The sequence below is a fragment of the Vibrio panuliri genome (assembly GCF_009938205.1).
GTDB classification, from domain to species: domain Bacteria; phylum Pseudomonadota; class Gammaproteobacteria; order Enterobacterales; family Vibrionaceae; genus Vibrio; species Vibrio panuliri.
Window position 1 is genome coordinate 876,825 of sequence record NZ_AP019654.1, and the last position, 22,045, is coordinate 898,869.

General features: G+C 46.4%; 21 protein-coding genes. All 21 read left to right on the plus strand.

Going from position 1 to position 22,045, the window contains the following annotated elements:
* The first annotated feature begins 3 nt into the window (after positions 1–3).
* The 21 genes from GZK95_RS04010 (at position 4) to fliJ (ending at position 21,973) form a co-directional block, all read left to right on the plus strand.
* Positions 4–1,917, plus strand: coding sequence for a heme lyase CcmF/NrfE family subunit (locus tag GZK95_RS04010; protein WP_075714343.1), 1,914 nt, complete (start codon positions 4–6; stop codon positions 1,915–1,917).
* Positions 1,898–2,434: a DsbE family thiol:disulfide interchange protein gene (locus tag GZK95_RS04015; RefSeq protein WP_075714341.1), complete on the plus strand. Its 537-nt coding sequence runs from the start codon at positions 1,898–1,900 to the stop codon at positions 2,432–2,434. Before GZK95_RS04010 ends, GZK95_RS04015 begins: the two co-directional genes overlap by 20 nt.
* Positions 2,434–2,868 carry a heme lyase NrfEFG subunit NrfF gene (gene nrfF / locus GZK95_RS04020; protein WP_075714339.1) on the plus strand — a complete coding sequence of 145 codons (435 nt, stop codon included), beginning with the start codon at positions 2,434–2,436 and terminating at the stop codon, positions 2,866–2,868. Before GZK95_RS04015 ends, nrfF begins: the two co-directional genes overlap by 1 nt.
* Before the next feature lie 98 nt (positions 2,869–2,966).
* Complete coding sequence (locus GZK95_RS04025; RefSeq protein ID WP_075714337.1) at positions 2,967–3,431, plus strand: DUF2919 domain-containing protein; 465 nt, start codon at positions 2,967–2,969, stop codon at positions 3,429–3,431.
* A gap of 104 nt (positions 3,432–3,535) precedes the next feature.
* Positions 3,536–4,438 carry a Dyp-type peroxidase gene (locus GZK95_RS04030; protein ID WP_075714335.1) on the plus strand — a complete coding sequence of 301 codons (903 nt, stop codon included), beginning with the start codon at positions 3,536–3,538 and terminating at the stop codon, positions 4,436–4,438.
* Between the two features lie 161 nt (positions 4,439–4,599).
* Positions 4,600–5,733, plus strand: a complete 1,134-nt coding sequence (locus tag GZK95_RS04035; RefSeq protein WP_075714333.1) for a flagellin — start codon at positions 4,600–4,602, stop codon at positions 5,731–5,733.
* Positions 5,734–5,976: 243 nt separating this feature from the next.
* The gene (locus tag GZK95_RS04040) at positions 5,977–7,119 is read left to right on the plus strand and encodes a flagellin (protein WP_075706755.1); all 1,143 of its coding nucleotides are present in this window, start codon (positions 5,977–5,979) and stop codon (positions 7,117–7,119) included.
* 269 nt (positions 7,120–7,388) lie between these two features.
* Entirely contained in the window at positions 7,389–8,522 is a 1,134-nt protein-coding gene (locus GZK95_RS04045) for a flagellin (protein WP_075706756.1), read from the plus strand.
* Positions 8,523–8,597: 75 nt separating this feature from the next.
* Positions 8,598–9,026, plus strand: coding sequence for a flagellar protein FlaG (gene flaG / locus GZK95_RS04050; protein WP_075706757.1), 429 nt, complete (start codon positions 8,598–8,600; stop codon positions 9,024–9,026).
* Between the two features lie 21 nt (positions 9,027–9,047).
* Positions 9,048–11,087, plus strand: a complete 2,040-nt coding sequence (fliD, locus tag GZK95_RS04055; protein WP_075714332.1) for a flagellar filament capping protein FliD — start codon at positions 9,048–9,050, stop codon at positions 11,085–11,087.
* A complete protein-coding gene (locus GZK95_RS04060; protein ID WP_075706759.1) occupies positions 11,071–11,394 on the plus strand; it encodes a flagellar protein FliT in 324 nt (107 codons plus the stop codon). The genes fliD and GZK95_RS04060 overlap by 17 nt, the downstream gene beginning before the upstream one ends.
* 12 nt (positions 11,395–11,406) lie before the next feature.
* Positions 11,407–11,817 (plus strand): flagellar export chaperone FliS, encoded by a 411-nt coding sequence (gene fliS, locus GZK95_RS04065; RefSeq protein ID WP_075706760.1) that lies wholly within the window; start codon positions 11,407–11,409, stop codon positions 11,815–11,817.
* Positions 11,818–12,064: 247 nt separating this feature from the next.
* Positions 12,065–13,531, plus strand: coding sequence for a sigma-54 dependent transcriptional regulator (locus GZK95_RS04070; protein ID WP_075706761.1), 1,467 nt, complete (start codon positions 12,065–12,067; stop codon positions 13,529–13,531).
* Between the two features lie 179 nt (positions 13,532–13,710).
* Entirely contained in the window at positions 13,711–14,745 is a 1,035-nt protein-coding gene (locus GZK95_RS04075; RefSeq protein WP_075706762.1) for a sensor histidine kinase, read from the plus strand.
* Position 14,746: 1 nt separating this feature from the next.
* Entirely contained in the window at positions 14,747–16,153 is a 1,407-nt protein-coding gene (locus GZK95_RS04080; RefSeq protein ID WP_075714330.1) for a sigma-54-dependent transcriptional regulator, read from the plus strand.
* A 98-nt stretch (positions 16,154–16,251) separates the two neighbouring features.
* On the plus strand, positions 16,252–16,563 hold the full coding sequence (fliE, locus tag GZK95_RS04085; RefSeq protein WP_075706764.1) for a flagellar hook-basal body complex protein FliE: 312 nt from the start codon (positions 16,252–16,254) through the stop codon (positions 16,561–16,563).
* A 14-nt stretch (positions 16,564–16,577) separates the two neighbouring features.
* Positions 16,578–18,323, plus strand: coding sequence for a flagellar basal-body MS-ring/collar protein FliF (gene fliF, locus GZK95_RS04090; protein WP_075714328.1), 1,746 nt, complete (start codon positions 16,578–16,580; stop codon positions 18,321–18,323).
* The gene (gene fliG, locus GZK95_RS04095) at positions 18,316–19,371 is read left to right on the plus strand and encodes a flagellar motor switch protein FliG (RefSeq protein WP_075706766.1); all 1,056 of its coding nucleotides are present in this window, start codon (positions 18,316–18,318) and stop codon (positions 19,369–19,371) included. Before fliF ends, fliG begins: the two co-directional genes overlap by 8 nt.
* A gap of 25 nt (positions 19,372–19,396) precedes the next feature.
* Complete coding sequence (gene fliH, locus GZK95_RS04100; RefSeq protein ID WP_075706767.1) at positions 19,397–20,194, plus strand: flagellar assembly protein FliH; 798 nt, start codon at positions 19,397–19,399, stop codon at positions 20,192–20,194.
* Positions 20,194–21,516: a flagellar protein export ATPase FliI gene (gene fliI, locus GZK95_RS04105; RefSeq protein ID WP_075706768.1), complete on the plus strand. Its 1,323-nt coding sequence runs from the start codon at positions 20,194–20,196 to the stop codon at positions 21,514–21,516. The genes fliH and fliI overlap by 1 nt, the downstream gene beginning before the upstream one ends.
* Positions 21,517–21,523: 7 nt before the next feature.
* On the plus strand, positions 21,524–21,973 hold the full coding sequence (gene fliJ / locus GZK95_RS04110; RefSeq protein ID WP_075706769.1) for a flagellar export protein FliJ: 450 nt from the start codon (positions 21,524–21,526) through the stop codon (positions 21,971–21,973).
* Positions 21,974–22,045 lie beyond the last annotated feature (72 nt).

Genomic DNA, 22,045 nt, shown 5'->3' on the forward strand with positions numbered 1-22,045 from the left:
TTGATGATAGGAGAGTTGGGTCATTTTAGTCTGATTTGGCTGGTGGTGAGCAGCACGCTAAGCTCACTTCATTATGCGTGGACAAAATATCTCACCGCGAAGAACGGTTTTCGAGGTGAGCCCATTCTCTCCTTTAATTGGATTGCGCGAGTCAATGCGTTCTTGGCGACCTTGGCGTTATTGCTGCTGATGCTGTTGTTTATTCAAGATCAGTTTCAGTACCACTATGTTGCGACTCACTCAAATCTCGCTTTACCGAACTATTTCAAAATTGCCGCTGTGTGGGGCGGACACCAAGGCTCGATGTTGTTTTGGGTGTTTACGCTCTCGGCTTGGTCAGCTCTGATTTCATGCACTCGTCATGCACGCTCACGTTTGATTCAAGATGTATTGTGGGTGATGACCATATTCGTCGCAGTGTTTGGTTGGTTTACATTACTGAGTTCTAATCCATTTGAGTTTTCCCCAGTGATGGTCGAGCAAGGTCGAGATCTTAATCCGATGCTGCAAGATATTGGATTAATCGTGCACCCACCGTTGCTTTACTTGGGGTACATCGGTTTTTCGACCGTTTTTGCTTTTGCTTTCGCCGCGTTACTGAACCCCAGTTACAATGAACAATGGGCTGAACTTTGCTTGCCTTGGGCTATCTCAGCTTGGCTATTTCTCACCTTAGGTATCTTATTGGGGTCATGGTGGGCATACAATGAGCTAGGCTGGGGAGGTTGGTGGTTTTGGGACCCAGTAGAAAACGCTTCTCTGCTTCCGTGGTTAACAGGCACCGCTCTTTTGCACGCATTAGTTGCGGTAAGGCGAGAGAAACAGATGCAACTATGGGCGCTTTCCTTAGCGCTTATCACCTTCTGCCTTAGTATTTTAGGTACCTTTATTGTTCGATCTGGCATCTTGACCTCAGTGCATGCGTTTGCGGTTGACCCTGATAAGGGGATTGTGCTGCTACTTATTTTAGCGATTGCACTGTTAGTGGGGTTTGTATTGCTGCTGCATCGAAGTGATAAGATCAAAAGCGGTTGGATTTCTTCATTATTGAGCCGCAGTTATCTGGTTTTACTCGCGTTGGGGGGGCTGAGTGTGGCGACATTAACAGTGCTGCTCGGTACATTCTATCCCATGGTTTATCAGTTACTGGGATTTGGACAAATATCTGTCGGAGCCCCATATTTTAATACGCTTTTTGTCCCGTTAGCCTTGTTAATGCTGATCTTGCTGGGGATGGTTCCATTTATTAAATGGCAGGGTGGAACTCAACTCTCTTGGGTAAGAATATCTGCGCTGTGCGTGGTTGCGATGTCAGCCGGAGTGGCGCTCTATTGGTATCAAGTGGACTCAATGTATAGTGAGGTTGCTGTATTTTGGGCGCTTGGGGCTTGGGTTGTCGTTGGGCACTGCGTTGCGGGCGTTCGTTTGAAGCGGTGCAGTTTTATGCTGTTTGCTCATGTTGGCATCACTATAGGTTGTGTCGGCGCGATGATGAATGCGCACCACTCTTATGAAGTTAATCATAAGATGTCTCCCGGAACTTCAGTGCAAATGTCGGGTTGGCAGATAGAGTATCAAGACACCAATTGGTATGTTGGGAGCAATTACACAGCACAACAAGCAGCATTAATGTTTCGTCGAGGTGGGCAAAGTTTTCAACTGTTCCCTGAGCGTCGACATTATCCTGTTAGAGTCATGAATATGAGCGAACCGGCGATTCACAGTGTCTGGAATGGGGATTTTTATGTCACATTGGGGCCTGCGGTTAGCTCGGGGGCTTACGCGATGAAAATACAGTTTCGTGCTTATATTGGTTGGATTTGGCTAGGGGCATGCTTAATGATTGCCGGAGCCATAGGAAGGTTGACTATTAGGCGAAGAGTTGAGGAGCGATTACGTGTTATTAAGCAAGCATAAAATAGCCATCTTTGTGACCCTCCTCAGTACTTTTATTGCGGTGTTGTTATGGGGAGTTCATTCGCAGCGCATTGGTCCGCAAACCCAATCAACGGTTACGAACTTCCCCGAGCGAGAGATTGTGACGCTCTTGGAACAACAAGCATTCACGTCAAAGGCACTATTTTCTGAGCCTTATCAAATCGTCAATGTCTGGGCATCATGGTGCGGTTATTGCCGAGCGGAGCACGGATTCTTACATCAAATTGCGAAAGAAGGTGTGCCGATTATCGGCCTCAATTATCGAGACCGTCGTTCTGCGGCGTTAAATTATCTTGGGCAACTGGGCAATCCGTATAAAGTGGTGATGTATGACCCAGACGGTCGCCTAGCTATTGATCTTGGGGTCATCGGTACGCCAGAAACCTATTTAGTGAATCGTGCAGGAAACATCGTGTACAAGTTTTCTGGGGCGCTTGATCAACGCGCATGGCAGCGACATTTTGCCAATTACTTTGCTCTCAAGGAGGAAGGTTAATGCGTTGGTGGTGGTTTTTTTGTTGTTTTATTTCGTCGCTGGCAATGGCGCAAGATGATTCTGTATTTGTTGCTGCAACTAGTGCGCACCAAACACAGGTGGCGTTGTTTAAGTTTGATTCGCCGGAGCTGCAGCAAAAAGCGATAACATTGGCAAAGTCGCTGCGTTGTCCACAGTGTCAAAATCAAAACTTAGTTGAGTCCAACTCACCGATTGCGCTTGATCTTCGTTTGGTGGTGTTTGAGATGATTAATCAAGGCAAAAGTGAACAGCAAGTCATTGATTATATGACCGCAAGGTTTGGTGACTTTGTTCTTTACAACCCTCCGCTCACTGTACGGAACTCGTTATTGTGGGGATTGCCACTTTTGGTATTGCTAGCGTTTGTCTTTGGTTCGGCTTCGCGGGTGGTAAAAGGTCGTCACAAAAAATAACTGAGTTTTCACATTTGAACATCAAATATTGCTTTAGCCCTCATTGAAAGTTGGTATAGAGTGTCAACTCTTTTTCGATTTTTGGTAAGTCTCGTCCTTTGCTTTATTCAATAGAACAATACGATAAAAATGGTAACCTTCATGCGCCCAAATGGCTCTGGCTCGGCTGGATGCTCTTAGCGAAAGCGTGGGTTGTTTTTATTGTTGCCGGTGTCAGCCGCGATAGCGGAAACACCATTTTGAGCTATGTTTATCCTGATCATAATATGCTCTATCTTGGTTTAGTCATGGGATTGCCAAGTATTGCGCTAATGTGGTTGATTAGTTTGCGCTCGCCAGAACGGCGCTGGGCAGGAAAACTGGTCTCGTGGGGTAAACCCATCACCTTGTTGACGACATTAAGTCAGCTGACGCAAAGCCTTTATCATGTCTACTTGCAAGCGGGTGAGTTTAGTTGGGCCAACGGCGTGATTATGTTAGTGCTACTTTGGTTTGCCATTTACGTACATCGCAGTAAAACCGTGAGAGATTGCTTTAAGCTTAATCAAACCAGCGCCTCTTAGGCTGGCCAGAGTATGAGATCACACAGATATAACTGATCATAATCAATACGCAACACTCAATAACGACTACACTGAGCAAAATTAAAATAATGAGGAACAATGAAATGTCACAGCCTCAAACGGCCATCCTTCCAGAAGCGGAACCATTCGCACACTACACGTTACTGAAAGTTCGTCAAAACTCAGAAAAGGTGTTGGCGCAACTACAGGCATTACCAGCGCTTGTGGAAGAACTGAATCAACAGCAAGAGAATGCTAAACTGACGCTATCCATTGCGTTTACGCACGGTTTTTGGAGCCAACTTAACCAAGCAGTACCAGCGGAGCTTATTGAGTTCCCGCAGCTTGGCGAGGGCGATGTTGTTGCTCCAAGCAGCGATGTTGATGTTTTGGTTCACCTTCACTCTAACCGCCATGATCTTCACTTTTACGTAATGCGTAAGTTGCTTGCCGAAATTGCAGATGATGTAAACGTCGTTGATGAGACCGCTGGTTTCCGTTACCTTGACGCACGTGATATGACAATGTTTATTGACGGTACTGAAAACCCGAAAGAAGGTGCTCGTCAAGAAGTCGCTATCATTCCAGAAGGTGAGTTTGTCGGCGGTAGCTACGTGATGGTGCAACGCTTTATTCACAATCTCCCAGCATGGAACCGTTTAAACATCTCAGCTCAGGAAAAAGTGATTGGTCGTACCAAACCTGATTCTATTGAGCTAGACGATGTACCTGCAGCATCTCACGTAGGTCGTGTGGACATTAAAGAAGAAGGCAAAGGGCTTAAAATTGTTCGCCACAGCTTGCCATACGGCACAGCGAGCGGTGAGCATGGTCTACTGTTTATCGCCTACTGCAATACGCTACATAACTTCAAAGCGATGTTAGAAAGTATGTATGGCGTGACAGACGGTAAAACTGACCAACTTCTACGTTTTACTCATGCTGTAACAGGCGCCTATTTCTTTGCCCCAAGCAGCGATATGTTGCAAAAACTGGCAGTGAAATAAGTAGCGATTACTTGCAGAAAGAGCCGAGCTTTAGCTCGGCTTTTTTGTACCCTAAATCTGTAAACGGATTTTCCCGTTGGTATAGAAAGCAATGAAAAAATGGTTAAAGTTTTACCCGTTTAGCCGATAACTAGGTAATCCCTTATTCTTTTGGTAGACCCATGACCATTACTGTTAATACCAATGTTGCCGCAATGAGCGCGCAGCGCCATCTTGGCAATGCGACCCATTTGCTCAACCAATCTTTGGAGAGATTGGCGTCAGGCAGTCGGATTAACAGTGCAAAAGATGATGCCGCGGGTTTGCAAATATCCAATCGCTTAGAGTCTCAGATCAGTGGTCTTGATGTTGCAATGCGCAACGCCAACGACGGTATCTCGATTATGCAAACGGCAGAAGGGGCGATGAAAGAATCGACCAATATTCTGCAACGTATGCGAGACCTCTCCTTACAGTCGTCTAACGGTGCAAATAGTCATTCAGAGCGAGTCGCTTTGCAGGAAGAAATGACAGCTTTGAACGATGAACTGAACAGAATTGCTGAAACGACCTCTTTTGGTGGGCAAAAATTGCTCAATGGCTCATTTAAAGATGCAGCTTTTCAAATTGGTGCAAGTTCAGGTGAAGCGGTACAAGTGACACTCAAAAATATGCGTACCGATGGTATCGATATGGGCGGTTTTAGCTATATAGCGGCGGCGAAAGTAGCACCTGATTGGGAGGTGACGGCCGGTAAGCAACAACTCAATATGAGCTATACCAATGCCAGAGGAGAGCAAGAGACGATTCAAATTGAAGCCAAAGTAGGGGACGATATTGAGGAGCTTGCTACCTATATTAACGGTCAAACAGACAAGGTATCAGCGTCGGTGAATGACGAAGGTCAACTTCAAGTCTATATGGCTGGCAAAGAAACGTCCGGTACGATTAACTTTACAGGCAGTCTAGCCAATCAGCTGAGTCTTAACTTAAGTGGTTATGAAGCGGTTGATAATTTGGATATCACGGATGTGGGAGGCGCACAGCGAGCCGTTTCCGTTATCGATACAGCACTGAACTATGTGGATAGCCACCGCGCTGAACTCGGGGCGACGCAAAACCGTTTCGGTCACGCTGTTAATAATCTTAGTAATATCAGTGAGAACCTTTCGGCTTCAAACAGCCGCATTAAAGACACTGACTATGCCAAAGAAACCACCCAGATGCTTAAGCAACAAATTTTGCAGCAAGTCAGTACCTCTATCTTGGCCCAGGCGAAACAACAGCCGAATTTGGCCCTGACGTTACTTGGCTAGTCTCAAAAAAGAGAATCTTATCGGCAGCATGGTCGATAGCTTGAGTGGAAATTTCAATATTTCTCTGTTTTTATCCATTTCGTCACACTAATCCCGTCAAAAGTCTTTTTCTGAAAAAAAACGCATTTTTTTTCTAAAGGTTTCCAAATCGGTGCCGTTAATAGAAGTAACTTTGAGAGAACTACTTGGTTTTCCGAGACGTCGGAAACCGGAAACATCGGAAAATCAATTGGAGAAACCACCATGGCAGTGAATGTAAATACTAACGTTTCAGCAATGACAGCTCAGCGCTACCTTAACCAAGCAACTAGCGCGCAACAAACTTCGATGGAGCGTCTATCGTCTGGTTCAAAAATCAACAGCGCAAAAGACGATGCAGCTGGTCTACAAATTTCTAACCGTTTGAATGTACAAAGTCGCGGTCTAGATGTAGCAGTACGTAACGCTAATGACGGTATCTCTATCGCTCAAACCGCTGAAGGCGCGATGAACGAAACGACAAATATCCTGCAACGTATGCGTGACCTATCGCTACAATCTGCGAACGGTTCAAACTCGAAATCTGAGCGCGTAGCAATCCAAGAAGAAGTAACAGCACTAAATGACGAACTAAACCGTATTGCTGAAACGACTTCATTCGGTGGTAACAAACTACTGAACGGTACGTTTACGACTAAATCAATGCAGATCGGCGCTGATAACGGTGAAGCAGTAATGCTGACTCTAAATGACATGCGCAGTGATAATGCACAGATGGGTGGTACTAGCTACAAAGCATCAGCTGAAAACGCAAAAGACAAAGATTGGTCAGTAGCGGCAGACAAGAACGTTCTTGAAATCACTCTGACTGAAAAAGGCGCAGCAGCTCCAGAAACAATCTCAATCGAAGCGAAAGCGGGTGATGACATTGAAGAGCTAGCAACTTACATCAACGGTCAGACTGACAAAGTAACAGCGTCTGTTGATGAAGAAGGTCGTCTACAAGTGTTTGCTGGTTCAAACAACGTTGATGGTGCAGTGAGCTTTGGTGGTTCACTATCTGGCGAACTAGGTATGAGCGCGGGTACTGCGGTAACGGTTGATAAAATCGACGTAACAACAGTAGGCGGTTCACAAGAATCTGTTGCTGTTATCGACTCAGCGCTTAAGTATGTTGATAGCCACCGTGCAGAGCTAGGTGCATTCCAAAACCGTTTTGAACATGCAATCAACAACCTAGACAACATCAACGAAAACGTAAATGCGTCTAAGAGCCGTATCAAAGATACTGATTTCGCGAAAGAAACGACTGCACTAACTAAGTCGCAAATTCTTTCTCAAGCTTCAAGCTCTATCTTGGCACAAGCAAAACAAGCGCCAAACTCAGCATTGAGCTTACTAGGTTAATCCCTAGCATGATTAGAAAAATCCAGCTTCGGCTGGATTTTTTTTATTTCAGCATAGCCAAACGGTTGGGCCATGATGAGACAACAAGTGACAAAAGATTTTGGAGAGAAATCACGTTTCTGTTTGCCGATGCAAAAATAAACGAAAAAAGTTAAATTTTTCCTAAAGGTTATATTTCTTTGGTCGTTAAAGGACTGAGAGAAATGATATGCATTGAAGTGAGGTGAGAGACACGGAGATGCATAGCCCTATGCCTAAGGAGATCAAATATGGCAATCAACGTAAACACTAACGTGTCTGCGATGACAGCACAGCGCTATGTCAACAATGCAACCGACGGGATGCAGAAGTCGATGGAGCGCTTGTCATCAGGTTACAAAATCAACAGCGCAAAAGATGATGCAGCAGGTCTGCAGATTTCAAACCGTTTAACTTCTCAAAGTCGCGGTTTGGATATGGCGGTGAAAAATGCCAATGATGGTATTTCAATTTCACAAACCGCAGAAGGTGCAATGAATGAAACAACAAACATTCTGCAACGTATGCGCGACCTTGCTTTGCAATCATCAAATGGCTCTAACTCACGTTCAGAACGAATTGCGATTCAAGAAGAAGTGACGGCATTAAACGATGAGCTTAATCGTATTGCTGAAACCACTTCATTTGGTGGCAACAAACTTCTGAATGGTCAGTTTGGCAGCAAATCTTTCCAAATCGGAGCGGGCTCAGGTGAAGCTGTGCAACTTAGCATGGGTAACATGCGCTCAGATACTGCAGATATGGGTGGTAAAGCTTATACAGTGACCACTGGTAAAGCAGCGGATTGGCGTGTTGCCGCAGATAAAACTGACATCACATTGAACTACACTGATGTTCATGGTGAAGCGAAAGCGTTAACCATTAATGCTAAAGCGGGTGATGATGTTGAACAACTTGCCACTTACATCAATGGTCAAAGTGACGATGTTAAAGCGTCGATTGGCGAAGATGGCAAGATGCAGCTTTTTGCAGCAACCAACAAGATCAAAGGCGACGTCACCATTGGTGGTGACCTAGGTAATGACCTTGGTTTCGGTGCAGCAAAAGAAGTCACCGTTGCGGATGTGGATGTAACCTCGGTTGCTGGCTCTCAGCTAGCGGTTTCAGTGATTGATGGTGCGCTAAAATCTGTTGATAGCCAACGAGCATCTCTTGGTGCATTCCAGAATCGCTTTGAGCATGCAATCAATAACTTAGACAATATCAATGAAAACGTGAATGCGTCTCGCGGCCGTATTCTTGATACTGACTATGCAAAAGAAACGACCCAAATGACGAAATCGCAGATCCTGCAGCAAGCGAGTACTTCTGTACTTGCACAAGCTAAGCAGACTCCGACTGCCGCATTGAGCCTTTTGGGTTAAAGCGTAACAATGCCGAGCCGACTAGGTAAGTGATGATGATCTAACGCTTACCTATGAGGTGGAAGGGAGATTGTAATGGAAATACCTTCTTACACATCGAACATCCAGTCTTATGGCTCACAAGGTGGCACTAAAATTGCTTCGGATTATGATAATCCGCAAGGCATTTCTTCTGCTTCACAGAAAGCAGTCGCGTCTGAAATGGACCAGTTGACCTCTCGAGAGGTTGAGCAAGCAACGGAAGTTATTCAGTCTAGGCAGAAGCTTTCTGAGCAAGAGCGCGAAAAAGTCGTAGAGCAGATGAATGAATTTATCTCTTCTATGCAAACTGGTTTGTCGTTTCGTTCTGATGAGCAATCAGGGCGAAATGTCGTGACTATTTATGAGCAGAGTACTGGTGAAATCATTCGTCAGATACCGGATGAGGAAATGCTAGAAGTCTTGCGACGTCTTAGAGAGCAAACAGCCAGATACTCTTCTGGATTGTTAATCGATAAGGTGTAATCGTATATTTGAGGTGATTGAATGAGTTTTGGCCCTATAGGGATGAACACTGGCATGGATATCAATGCCATGGTAAGCAAAATTGTTGAAGCGGAGCGTGCGCCAAAGCAGCAACGTATCAACAATGAGCTGAACCAGATTGATTCTAGCATCAGTGCCTATGGTCGACTCAAAGAGTCGCTGGATACGATGAAAAACTTAATGGCAAGTTTTCGCCAAGAGAAAGCGTTTGCGGCAAGAAAGGTGGAGTCGAATGACGATACTGTCGTGTCCGCAACCGCAACAACCGAAGCGATAGCAGGTCGTTATGCCGTCGATGTACTGCAGCTTGCCCAAAGCCACAAAATTGCGTCAGATGTTCTACCGGAAGATGCAAAATTTGGCGCGGGTAAGTTGCGTATCGCGATGGGCAACAAATCATTTGTTGTTGATGTAAGAGAGCACTCCAAGCTCACGGATATCGTTCGAAATATTAACGGCGATAAAAGTAATCCTGGAGTGCGAGCTTCTGTTATCAATGACGTCAACGGACCCCGACTGATTGTCGCTTCCGATTTGTCTGGAGAAGACCATGCGGTCAGCATGAGTGTTGAAACAGATAAACCCAATAATCTTCTCAAACGTTTCGAGTACAAAAATCTCGAACAACGAGTTTCCGATCTAGAAAAAGCTCGCGCATCTGCGCAAGAGTTACTTAATCCTTTGACGCCTCAAGAGCAGTTGGTGGCAGACAGAATTGCCCAACGCAATATTGATGCGGCAAAAGGCGTAGATCAAGAGATTGCCGATGCGACGAAGCAGGCGGCAACCATTGCCGATCCCAATGCCGCTCGAGATGTTACGCCGACCAATCCGATTTCCGATCAAGCAGTCGCCGCTGCAGCAAGCGCGGGACAAGCTGCCAACCAATATATTAAACCGGAAGATCGTATTCCCGGCTGGACTGAAACTGCGTCTGGCACCCTGTTAGATTCTTACTGGGAACCAGAGCCAGAATTGGATGACAAAGCTCGTGAAAAATCGTCGGATATTCCCGGTTGGAGCAATACCGCTTCCGGCACGCTAACCGATTCCTATGTAACACCGAAGGAAGCCCAAGCCGCATTGGACAAAAAGTTGGCGGCGGAGCAAGCGGTCATCGATGCGGCACACAAAGATGAAATTGCTAAGATTGACGCAGCCCTTGCTGCTGGTGAGCTCAATGATGCTCAAGCAAAGCAGGCGAAGTTAGATTTGTTGTCGCCGGAACAGCGTCAATACATTGAGCGAATTGAAAAAGCGCAACAAGACCTTAAAGCCGCGCAGTCATCATTTGATGCTTACAATGGCATGAGTCAGGTGCAAGCGGCACAAGACTCCAAGGTGATGCTCGATGGTGTGGCACAACTCTCTAGCAATAACAATATTATTGAGAATGCGATTGATGGGGTAGACCTCACTCTTAAAGGTCGCACGCAACCAGGCAAGCCGGCCTCAGAAATCGACATTGAATATGACCGTCAAGGCGTACGTGAAGATATTGAACAGTTCGTCGCGGCCTATAATCAGTTTTACCAACTATCAAAAGATCTCTCGAGTGTCGATCCGGTGACAGGTCAGCGTGGCCCGTTAGCAGGTGACAGCGTGGTTCGCAGTGCCGACTCACGCTTAAAGTCAGTGTTCTCTTCAAGCATTGAACCAGCGCCAGAAGATCTTAAATCTTTAACAGAGTTTGGTATTACGACCACGCGCCAAGGTACGCTGGAAATTAACTATTCCATGCTTGACCGTCAGCTAAACAACAACTTCAACAAACTTGAGGACTTCTTTGGTGGCAACCAAGGTTTTGCCAAAAAAGTTGAAGATGCGATTCACGGCATTACCGGTGTACAAGGTGCACTGCGTACTCGTGAGCAGAGTTTGGTGGAGCGTAATTATCGGATTCAGGATGAGCAGTCTAACTTAGATCGCCGCATGGAAAGTTTAGAGAAGCGAACTCACGCCAAATTTACGGCAATGCAGGATTCAACCAGCAAAATGCAGCACCAGTTAGCGGGGATGATGAATGCACTTGGAGGATGATTTTCAGGCAAAGTTGAGTCAATTAAGTGATCTTGATCAACTTATCACTGAACAACTATCATTAAGCGACATTAATGCTGAAGAAATTACTCAGTTGGTCGATAAAAGGGAACAATTATTGCTGGGTATTCTATCTATGATAGATGAAGCGCCAAAATTAGCTCAATTGGAGTCTTGGCGAGCAGCAGTTTATCAAACACAAAAAGTACTGGGTTTGATGCAAGAGCAAACACGATCTATTGGTCAATCTCTGCACAAATACCGACACGGCAATAAGTCGGTACAACAGTACAAAAAGTTTTTATAAAAGAGGAATGTTATGCGTGGTTCATTACAGGCTTACAAGAAGGTATCGGTAGATAGCCAGCTCAGTGCGGCCTCCCCGCATAAAATTGTACAGATGCTGATGGCGGGTGCTATTGAGCGTCTGATCCAAGGTAAAGCGGCGATGCAACAAGGCAACATCCCAGCTAAGGGTGAGCGCTTGGGTAAGGCTCTCGATATTATTATCAGTTTACGCAGCTGCTTATCGATGGATGATGGTGGTGATATCGCACAAAATCTGGATCAATTATATGAATTCATGATTACACAAATAACTGCGGCGAACCACAAAAATGACCCTCAACCTATTGATGACGTGATTGAGATAATTCGTGAGATAAAGTCGGCTTGGGACCAGATTCCAACTGAGTTTCATAACCTCACCGCTAAAGAAGTTGGTTTGTAAATTTTTTGTTTAAATCATGCTGATATTATTAGTTATTTAGAACCAAAGCCTTTGGGTAAACATCACACCATATAATTGCTTGGTTGCCTTATTTTTTTTATCAAATAGAATATAAGCCACTATATCCCTAGTGGCTAATTTAGTTGCATATTCTTTTTAACTTAAGTGCTGTTCATAAATTGATCAGTCAAATAAGTGAATTTCAGTTTGCAACTCCAAGTATTAACGAAGGCAATCATTCTCATCTATGCAAGGCTTAGCAAAATTACTTGTCATTGAAGACGACGCTCAAGCGCAGACCAATCTAGCTTCAATTCTAGACTTCGTTGGCGAGCAGTGTGAGGTAGTTAGCGCTGCACAAATTGACTCGCTAGATCTTTCAGGTATCTGGTCTGGTTGCATTATCGGTTCAATTCACAAGGTTGACGATGCAGCTAAGTTGAATGATCGACTTTCAAACGCAAGCCATATCCCACTTTTGATCGCTAATCCAGCGTTCTCGTTTGCCGACGATCTGACCAACTATGTTGGCGATCTTGCTTATCCACTCAATTACCCGCAGTTGAGCGAAGCGTTGCGTCATTGCAAAGACTTTCTCGGACGCAAAGGCGTCAACGTGGTGTCTAGCGAACGCAAAAACACCCTGTTTCGCAGTTTGGTTGGTCAGAGCCATGGCATCAAAGAAGTTCGTCACCTGATAGAACAAGTTTCATCGACCGAAGCCAATGTGCTGATCCTCGGTGAGTCTGGTACTGGTAAAGAAGTCGTCGCACGCAATATTCATTATCACTCTTCTCGTCGTGGTGGCCCATTTGTGCCGATCAATTGCGGCGCTATCCCGCCAGATCTGCTTGAAAGTGAGTTGTTTGGTCATGAAAAAGGCGCGTTTACTGGTGCTATTACCTCACGTAAAGGACGTTTTGAGTTAGCTGAGGGCGGTACTCTGTTTTTGGATGAGATCGGCGATATGCCGATGCCAATGCAGGTTAAACTGCTACGTGTCTTGCAAGAGCGCTGCTTTGAACGGGTGGGCGGTAACAACACTATTCGTGCCAATGTACGTGTGATTGCTGCTACGCATCGAAACCTAGATACGATGATTGATGATGGCTCGTTTAGAGAAGATCTCTATTACCGACTCAACGTATTCCCAATTGAAATGCCGGCACTGCGTGAGCGCAAAGATGATATTCCTTTGTTGCTACAAGAGCTAATGACGCGAATGGAAGCAGAAGGGGCTCAGCCGATTTGCTTTACTCCTCGCGCGGTTAACTCACTGATGGAACATGACTGGCCAGGTAATGTGCGTGAGCTGGCGAATCTCGTTGAGCGTATGATCATTCTGTATCCGAATAGTCTTGTCGATGTGAATCACTTACCGACGAAATATCGTTACAGTGACATCCCTGAGTTTCAGCCAGAATACAATCCGTTTGTCTCCGTTGAGGAGCAAGAAAGAGACGTGTTACAAAACATTTTCTCTGAAGACTTTAGCGTTGACGAAATGGATATTTTCCCAGCAGGGGAGCACGCGCCGCAAGCATTACCACCTGAGGGCGTCAATCTCAAAGAGATGTTGGCAGACCTAGAAGTGAACATGATCAACCAAGCATTAGACGCGCAAGGTGGCATTGTTGCCCGAGCGGCAGATATGCTGGGGATGCGACGTACCACATTGGTCGAGAAAATGCGCAAATACAACCTGCAACGATAATGATTGTTGCCAGTACAAATGTCCGTGTTTGATATGGTTTGACTGGCTCCTATGACAGTGTCAAAAAATCGACCATAACTTAACTGTTTGATTTTATTAAATAATGGCTTGGCGTGCTTTTTGCATTCCAAGCCATTGCAGTATTTAAGGCAAAATAACGACGAGTAAGTTGGTCAGCGATGGATAACCATTTAGGGTCTTTAGAAGAACAAGTAGAACGCTATAAACAGGTGCTTGATGTCATGCCTGCAGGCGTCATCCTTTTGGATACTCAGGGTGTGGTCAGAGAGGCCAACCCGGAAGCGGAGCGCTTATTAGAGGTCCCGCTGGTTGGGCATAAATGGTTTGAAGTGATTCAATGGGCGTTCGCCCCCCGTGAAGATGATGGTCATGAGATTTCGTTACGCAATGGCAGCAAAGTGCGCCTAGCGATTTCCGCATCAGCCACAGGGCAATTGATTCTGATCACTGACTTGACTGAGACTCGTCTATTGCAATCGCGCATTAGTGATTTGCAGCGCCTGTCCTCATTAGGACGAATGGTTGCTTCATTGGCGCATCAAGTGCGCACCCCTTTGTCGAGTGCGATGTTGTATGCGGCGAACCTTAGCGCTCCCAACTTACCGCCTGCAACCAAAGAGCGTTTTCAAACCAAATTGCTAGATCGCCTCCAAGATCTTGAAAAGCAGGTCAATGATATGCTGCTGTTTGCCAAAGGTGGTGATAACAAAGTGGTCAAGCCGTTCTCCGTTGCGGATTTGGTCGCTGAATTCTCACCCATGGTTGAAACCGCGATCAAGAACAATGGCATCGACTATTGCTTAGAGGTGGAAGAGCAAGAGACGCGATTAATGGGCAATGCTAACGCAATCGCCTCTGCGCTGAGCAACCTAGTGATGAATGCGATTCAGATCGCGGGCAAGGGCTCACAGCTTGACGTCTTTTTCCGTCCGGTGAATGGCGAGCTTAAGATTTCGGTTCAAGACAGTGGGCCAGGTGTGGCAAAAGAGCTGCAGCAAAAAATTATGGAACCTTTCTTTACGACACGCTCCCAAGGCACTGGCTTGGGGTTGGCCGTGGTACAAATGGTGTGTCGCGCCCATGACGGAAGGTTAGAACTTATTTCTGAAGAGGGAGAAGGGGCGTGTTTCACGGTATGCATACCATTGGAACGTCAATTTTCGCTTGAACAATCAGTAACGACTGGAGAATAACATGGCTCAAAGCAAGGTACTTATCGTAGAGGATGACGAAGGTCTACGTGAAGCACTCGTCGATACCTTAGCGCTTGCGGGCTACGAATGGCTCGAGGCCGATAGCGCGGAAGATGCATTAGTAAAGCTCAAATCAAATGCAGTCGATATCGTTGTATCTGACGTGCAAATGGCTGGAATGGGTGGTTTGGCACTACTACGTAGCATCAAACAGCACTGGCCAAACTTACCTGTGTTACTGATGACCGCTTATGCCAATATCGAAGATGCGGTATCTGCGATGAAAGATGGTGCGATTGATTATATGGCGAAGCCATTTGCACCAGAAGTTTTACTCAATATGGTCAGCCGTTACGCTCCGGTGAAGTCGGATGACAATGGCGATGCTGTCGTTGCCGATGAGAAAAGTCTTAAGTTACTCGCTTTAGCGGAAAAAGTGGCGAAAACCGACGCTAACGTGATGATTCTCGGTCCAAGTGGTTCTGGTAAAGAAGTGATGTCTCGTTACATTCACAATGCCTCGAATCGTAAAGATGGTCCGTTTGTCGCGATTAACTGTGCCGCGATCCCAGACAATATGCTCGAAGCCACCCTGTTTGGTTACGAGAAAGGGGCGTTTACCGGCGCTGTTCAGGCCTGCCCAGGTAAGTTTGAACAAGCCCAAGGCGGTACGATTTTGCTTGATGAGATCAGTGAGATGGATCTGAGCTTACAAGCGAAACTTCTGCGTGTATTGCAAGAGCGTGAAGTAGAACGTTTAGGCAGTCGTAAAAGCATCAAACTGGATGTGCGAGTGCTAGCCACCAGTAACCGAGACCTAAAGCAGTATGTACAAGAAGGCAATTTCCGCGAAGACTTGTACTACCGTTTGAATGTTTTCCCAATTGCATGGCCGGCTTTGTGTGAACGCCAAGGCGATATTGTGCCTCTGGCAACACACTTAATTGAGCGCCATTGCCAGAAGCAAGGTTTGCCAGTACCGAATCTTGGTGATGATGCACAAGCGAAGCTATTGGCTTACCCTTGGCCGGGTAACGTTCGTGAGCTTGATAATGTTGTACAACGTGCGTTGATCCTAAGTGAAAGTGGTCACATCAATGCGGAGCATATCTTACTCGAAGGGTTAGATTGGCAAGATGCGACCAGCTTGCAGCAAGTGGTAGAAAATGGAACCGTTGTCGCGCCAAACGTTAAACCGATCGCTGAAGTAGAGACACCAAACGGATTATCGAATCATACCGGGCTAGGTAATGAACTTAGAGATCAAGAGTATGCTATTATCCTTGAAACTTTAGTTGAGTGTGGCGGTCGTCGTAAAGAGATGGCTGACAAGCTCGGTATTAGCCCGCGAACTTTGCGCTATAAGCTCGCAAAAATGCGTGATGCAGGGATTGATATTCCAAACTAACGTGCTATTTTCTCAAGTTGATAACTTGATGGCATAGCCTTTGCAGTGTCAGTAATATAGCGGAGTGGGCAGTCAAAGAATTGACTTATGAGGTAATGATGAGAATAGATGGCTTTAATAGTGAAATGCAGGCGTTAATGTTAGAAGCAACTAACAGTAAACCGGCTGCGACAGGTCACACCGTCGGTGCTGACTTTAAAGATCTATTGAGCAATGCCATCAATAATGTCAACAGCCTATCTAAGACTTCCAGTGAACTCCAAACCCGTTTTGACCGCGGCGATGAGAACGTTTCATTATCAGACGTGATGATCGCTCGCAATAAATCAAGCGTCGCATTTGAGGCTACAATTCAGGTACGTAACAAGCTAGTCGAATCGTACAAAGAATTGATGAATATGCCAGTTTAATTTAGGTATCGTCAGTGTCTGAGCAAAACAACTCCACAGATTTAGCCATTTCTGGATCCGCATCAGAGGGGGCGCTTGTCACCCATCATGACTTGGGTCATGATGGGCAAAACCCAGATGTCGATGAAAAAAGTAGCTCAAAGTTTGATATGGCTGTCGGGGATCTTGACCTTATTCGTCAGATCGTACTGGTCTTAGCAATATCAATTTGTGTGGCGCTGATCGTCATGCTGTTTTTCTGGGTGAAAGAACCAGAAATGCGTCCTCTCGGTATATATGAAACCGAAGAACTTATTCCAATCCTTGACCATCTTGATGGACAAAAGCTGGAGTACAAACTTGAAGGCAACACCATTATGGTGCCTGCGAGTGAGTACAACAGCCTGAAGCTAAACCTTGCCCGTGCAGGTCTGAATCAAGCCACTGAAGCTGGAGACGATATCTTGTTGCAAGATATGGGCTTTGGTGTATCTCAACGTCTAGAGCTTGAACGCCTAAAACTAAGCCGTGAGCGACAACTCTCGCAAGCGATGGAAGAGATGCAGCAAGTGCGTCGAGCGCGGGTACTTTTAGCGCTACCTAAGCAAAGTGTGTTTGTTCGTCATAATCAAGAGGCGTCAGCCTCAGTGTTTTTGACTTTGAAGTCCGGTAGCAGCCTAAAGCAAGAAGAGGTCGACTCGATTGTTGATATGGTGGCGAGTGCCGTTCCGGGCATGAAGCCGACTCGCGTTACTGTGACAGATCAACATGGTCGTCTACTTAGCTCTGGTTCACAAGATGCCGCATCTATGGCTCGTCGCAAAGAACATGAGTTAGAGCGCAAGCAAGAAGAAGCGCTACGCGAAAAAATCGACTCGGTGTTGATCCCGATTTTGGGCTTTGGCAATTATACCGCGCAAGTGGACATTGAGCTGGACTTCAGTGCTGTCGAACAAACGCGTAAAAGTTATGATCCGAATACACCGTCAACGCGCAGCGAATATACGCTAGAGGATTACAACAATGGCAATGTGGTTGCTGGTGTACCAGGTGCGTTGAGTAACCAACCGCCTGCTGATGCATCGATTCCGCAAGACGTTGCACAAATGAAAGATGGCTCGGTGTTGGGGCAGGGTTCTGTGCACAAGGAAGCAACGCGCAACTTTGAACTTGATACCACCATTAGCCATGAACGTCGTCAAACTGGGGTGGTGAATCGTCAAACGGTCGCGGTTGCGATTAAGAATCGCCCTGTGGTTAATCCAGAAACTGGCGCGACGACTTATCAACCATTATCAGCCTCAGAGCTCGATTCTATTCGTCAGGTTCTTATTGGTGCGGTTGGCTTTAGCCAAGCCCGTGGCGATCTGCTTAACGTGTTAAGTATGCAGTTTGCTGAACCACAAATGGATGAAGTGATTGATGCACCGATTTGGGAAAACCCACACTTCAGCGATTGGGTACGTTGGTTTGCTAGTGCGCTGGTCATCATCATCGTTGTGTTGGTGCTGGTTCGCCCTGCGATGAAGAAACTGCTTAACCCTGCTGCGGACGAAGACGAGCAAATGTACGGTCCTGATGGATTACCAATCGGTGTTGATGGTGAAACCAGCTTGATCGGCGGTGACCTTGATGGTGGTGAACTGTTTGAGTTTGGTTCAAGTATTGATTTGCCGAACCTCCACAAAGATGAAGACGTATTGAAAGCTGTGCGCGCGCTAGTGGCGAATGAGCCAGAGCTGGCGGCGCAAGTTGTGAAGAACTGGATGAAAGATGGCTAACGAAATTGTACCTCAAGGCCAAGGTGGTGAAGTTGTCGAAGCTACCGTGGATATCTCAACCATTCCTGGTGAAGAACGTGCAGCAATCTTATTGCTCAGTTTAAATGAGGAAGACGCTGCTGGCATTATTCGTCATTTAGAGCCAAAACAAGTTCAGCGAGTGGGTAGTGCGATGGCACGCGCCGCTGATCTTAGCCAAGATAAAGTGGGGGCGGTTCACCGTTCCTTCTTAGAAGATATCCAGAAATACACCAACATTGGTATGGGCAGTGAAGATTTCATGCGCAATACCTTGGTGGCGGCGCTTGGTGAAGATAAAGCGAACAACTTAGTTGACCAGATTCTATTGGGTACTGGCTCGAAAGGTCTTGATTCATTGAAATGGATGGACCCACGCCAAGTGGCGAGCATCATTATTAATGAACACCCGCAGATTCAAACGATTGTTTTGTCTTACTTAGAGCCCGATCAATCAGCGGAAATTCTGTCGCAGTTCGCTGAACGTGACCGTCTTGACCTGATGATGCGAATTGCAAACCTTGAAGAAGTTCAACCATCAGCATTGGCTGAACTGAATGAAATCATGGAGAAACAGTTTGCTGGTCAAGCGGGCGCGCAAGCGGCGAAAATTGGCGGCCTGAAAGCAGCTGCCGAGATCATGAACTACATGGACAACAATATCGAAGGCGTCTTGATGGAGCAGATTCGCGACCAAGACGAAGATATGGCGACTCAGATTCAAGATCTTATGTTTGTATTCGAAAACCTCATCGAAGTGGACGATCAAGGTATTCAGAAGTTGCTGCGTGATGTACCGCAAGATGTACTGCAACGTGCACTTAAAGGTGCCGATGATGGTCTGCGTGATAAGATCTTCAAGAACATGTCTAAGCGTGCCGCTGAGATGATGCGTGACGACCTTGAAGCTATGCCGCCGATTAAAGTTTCTGATGTTGAAGCCGCACAAAAAGAAGTGCTGGCTATTGCACGCCGCATGGCTGACGCTGGGGAGTTGATGCTTTCTGGTGGTGCAGACGAATTCCTATAATCTTATCTTTTTAAGGTGACTCAGTATGTCAGGTGAGAGAAAGCGCGGTTTTTTGCGTCTCGATGACGACCAACAAGTTGAAAAAGCTCAAAAATGGGGCTTACCTGACTATACGCCAGAACATTCTCAAGCGCGTGAAACCGCGTTGAATTATGACCCGAGTTGGATGCCAGATTTTTCTGAACCAGAAGAAGAAGCTCCGGCAGAGCTGACCCAAGAAGAAATTGACCTGATCAAACAGCAAGCTTTTCAAGAAGGTTTGCATCAAGGGCAAGAGGCGGGCTTCAAGCAAGGCTATGAAAAGGGTAAAGAACAAGGCTTAGAGCAGGGTCATCAAGAAGGTTTAGAAGCCGGTAAATTGGAAGGCGTTGCCGCCGGACAAGAGTTTATTCAACAGCAAGTACAAACCTTCGTAAGCTTAGCCAACCAGTTCGCCCAACCACTTGAGCTTATGAATGCTCAAGTAGAGAAGCAATTGGTGGACATGGTATTGACCTTGGTAAAAGAGGTGGTGCACGTTGAAGTGCAGACCAACCCACAAGTGATCCTCGATACCATTAAGCAGTCGGTAGAATCCCTACCGATCTCTGGGCATGCGATTACATTGAAGCTCCATCCAGATGATGTCGATATCATCCGTTCTTCCTATGGTGAAGAATCCCTTGAATTTCGTAATTGGACACTATTAGCAGAGCCAGCGCTCAATCGTGGCGATGTGCAGATTGAAGCGGGTGAATCGAGTGTCAATTACCGCTTAGAAGAGCGCATTCGCAACGTACTAAAAAGCTTTTGTGGCGTGAACCGCCATCAAGGTGGTGAATAGTGCTGGCACTGGCAGAACGCCTTTCTCAATATAAAACCCAAGGATTGACTTGCCGACCTGTCGCGTCAGGTAAGTTAGTTCGCGTGGTTGGCTTGACCCTAGAAGCAACAGGGTGTCGAGCTCCAATTGGCAGCTTGTGTAAAGTGGAAACCATGCACGGTGAGATGGAAGCCGAAGTGGTTGGCTTTTCCGGAGATAACCTGTTTCTGATGCCAAGTGAGCAAATTACTGGCGTTCTACCTGGTGCCAAAGTGACCCCACTGACCAGCGAAACGGGCTTGCCTGTTGGCATGGAACTGCTCGGTCGAGTTATCGATGGTGTAGGTAACCCGCTTGACGGTTTAGGACCGATTTATACAGAGAAACGTGCCTCCTTCAATGCTGAACCGATCAACCCTTTGTCACGCAAACCAATCACCGAACCTCTCGATGTCGGTCTAAAAGCCATCAACGGCTTATTAACTGTGGGTAAAGGGCAGCGTATCGGTCTGTTTGCCGGCTCTGGTGTCGGTAAGTCGGTAACACTTGGCATGATGACTCGCGGAACGACAGCGCAAGTGGTTGTGGTTGGTCTGATTGGTGAACGTGGACGCGAAGTTAAAGAATTTATTGAAGAGATTTTAGGTGTCGATGGTCGCCAGCGTTCAGTGGTGGTTGCCGCACCAGCCGATGCTTCACCGTTGATGCGTTTAAAAGGTTGTCAAACGGCCTTGACGATTGCCGAGTACTTTCGCGACCAAGGCTTAGATGTTCTCTTACTGATGGACTCATTGACACGTTTTGCTCAAGCACAGCGTGAGATTGCGCTTTCAGTCGGCGAACCTCCGGCAACCAAGGGTTATCCACCGTCAGTATTTGCTAAGTTACCAGCGTTGGTTGAGCGAGCGGGAAATGGTAGCCCTGAGCAAGGCTCGATTACCGCATTTTTCACCGTACTGACTGAAGGTGATGATCTTCAAGACCCGATTGCCGATGCATCACGTGCGATTCTCGATGGTCACGTCGTGCTGTCGCGTGAAATGGCAGATGCGGGTCACTATCCAGCGATTGATGTGGAAAAATCAGTGAGTCGTGTGATGCCGCAGATCACCACCGACGAGCATGTATTAATGTCGAAAGCCGTGCGTCAGGTACTGTCACTTTGCCGCAAAAACCAAGACTTGGTCTCTATTGGTGCTTATAAACCGGGCACCGACCCTGCGATTGATGCCGCGTTCACACTAAAACCGAAGTTAGATATGTTCCTTCAGCAAGGAATGAAAGAGAGTGTGCCTTACGATATGTGCGTCAATATGCTTGGGCGTTTGCTAAAAGGAGAGTAGCTAACTCATGAACAACGCCCTCGACTTCCTATTGGAACAAGCCAGTGAGCGCGAGAACCAAGCGGTATTAGCGCTGAGCAAAGCTCGCACCGATCTTGATGGATACTACCAGCAGCTTCAGCAAATTGAACAATACCGCTTAGATTACTGCCAACAGCTAATCGACCGTGGCAAACAAGGATTGACCGCCAGTCAATACACCCACTTAAACCGCTTTCTGACCACTTTGGACAACACTCTGTCAAAGCAGAAACAGGCGGAAACACACTTTACCGAGCAAGTGACTAACTGCGAGCGACATTGGTTAGAGTGCCGTAAACAACGCCTTTCGTATGAATGGTTGATTGAAAAGAAACAAACGGAAAAACAGCGTTTAGAAAACCTTCGTGAGCAAAAGCAAATGGATGAGTTCTCGACGTTGCAGTTTTCTCGTTTGCGCGGCAAATCGTTAGGTTAGGTCTGCCTTTCCACTCTTTGGTGACTTGAACTTATTGGCGCGATTATTGCTTTGTTTTGCTATAACTTGAGT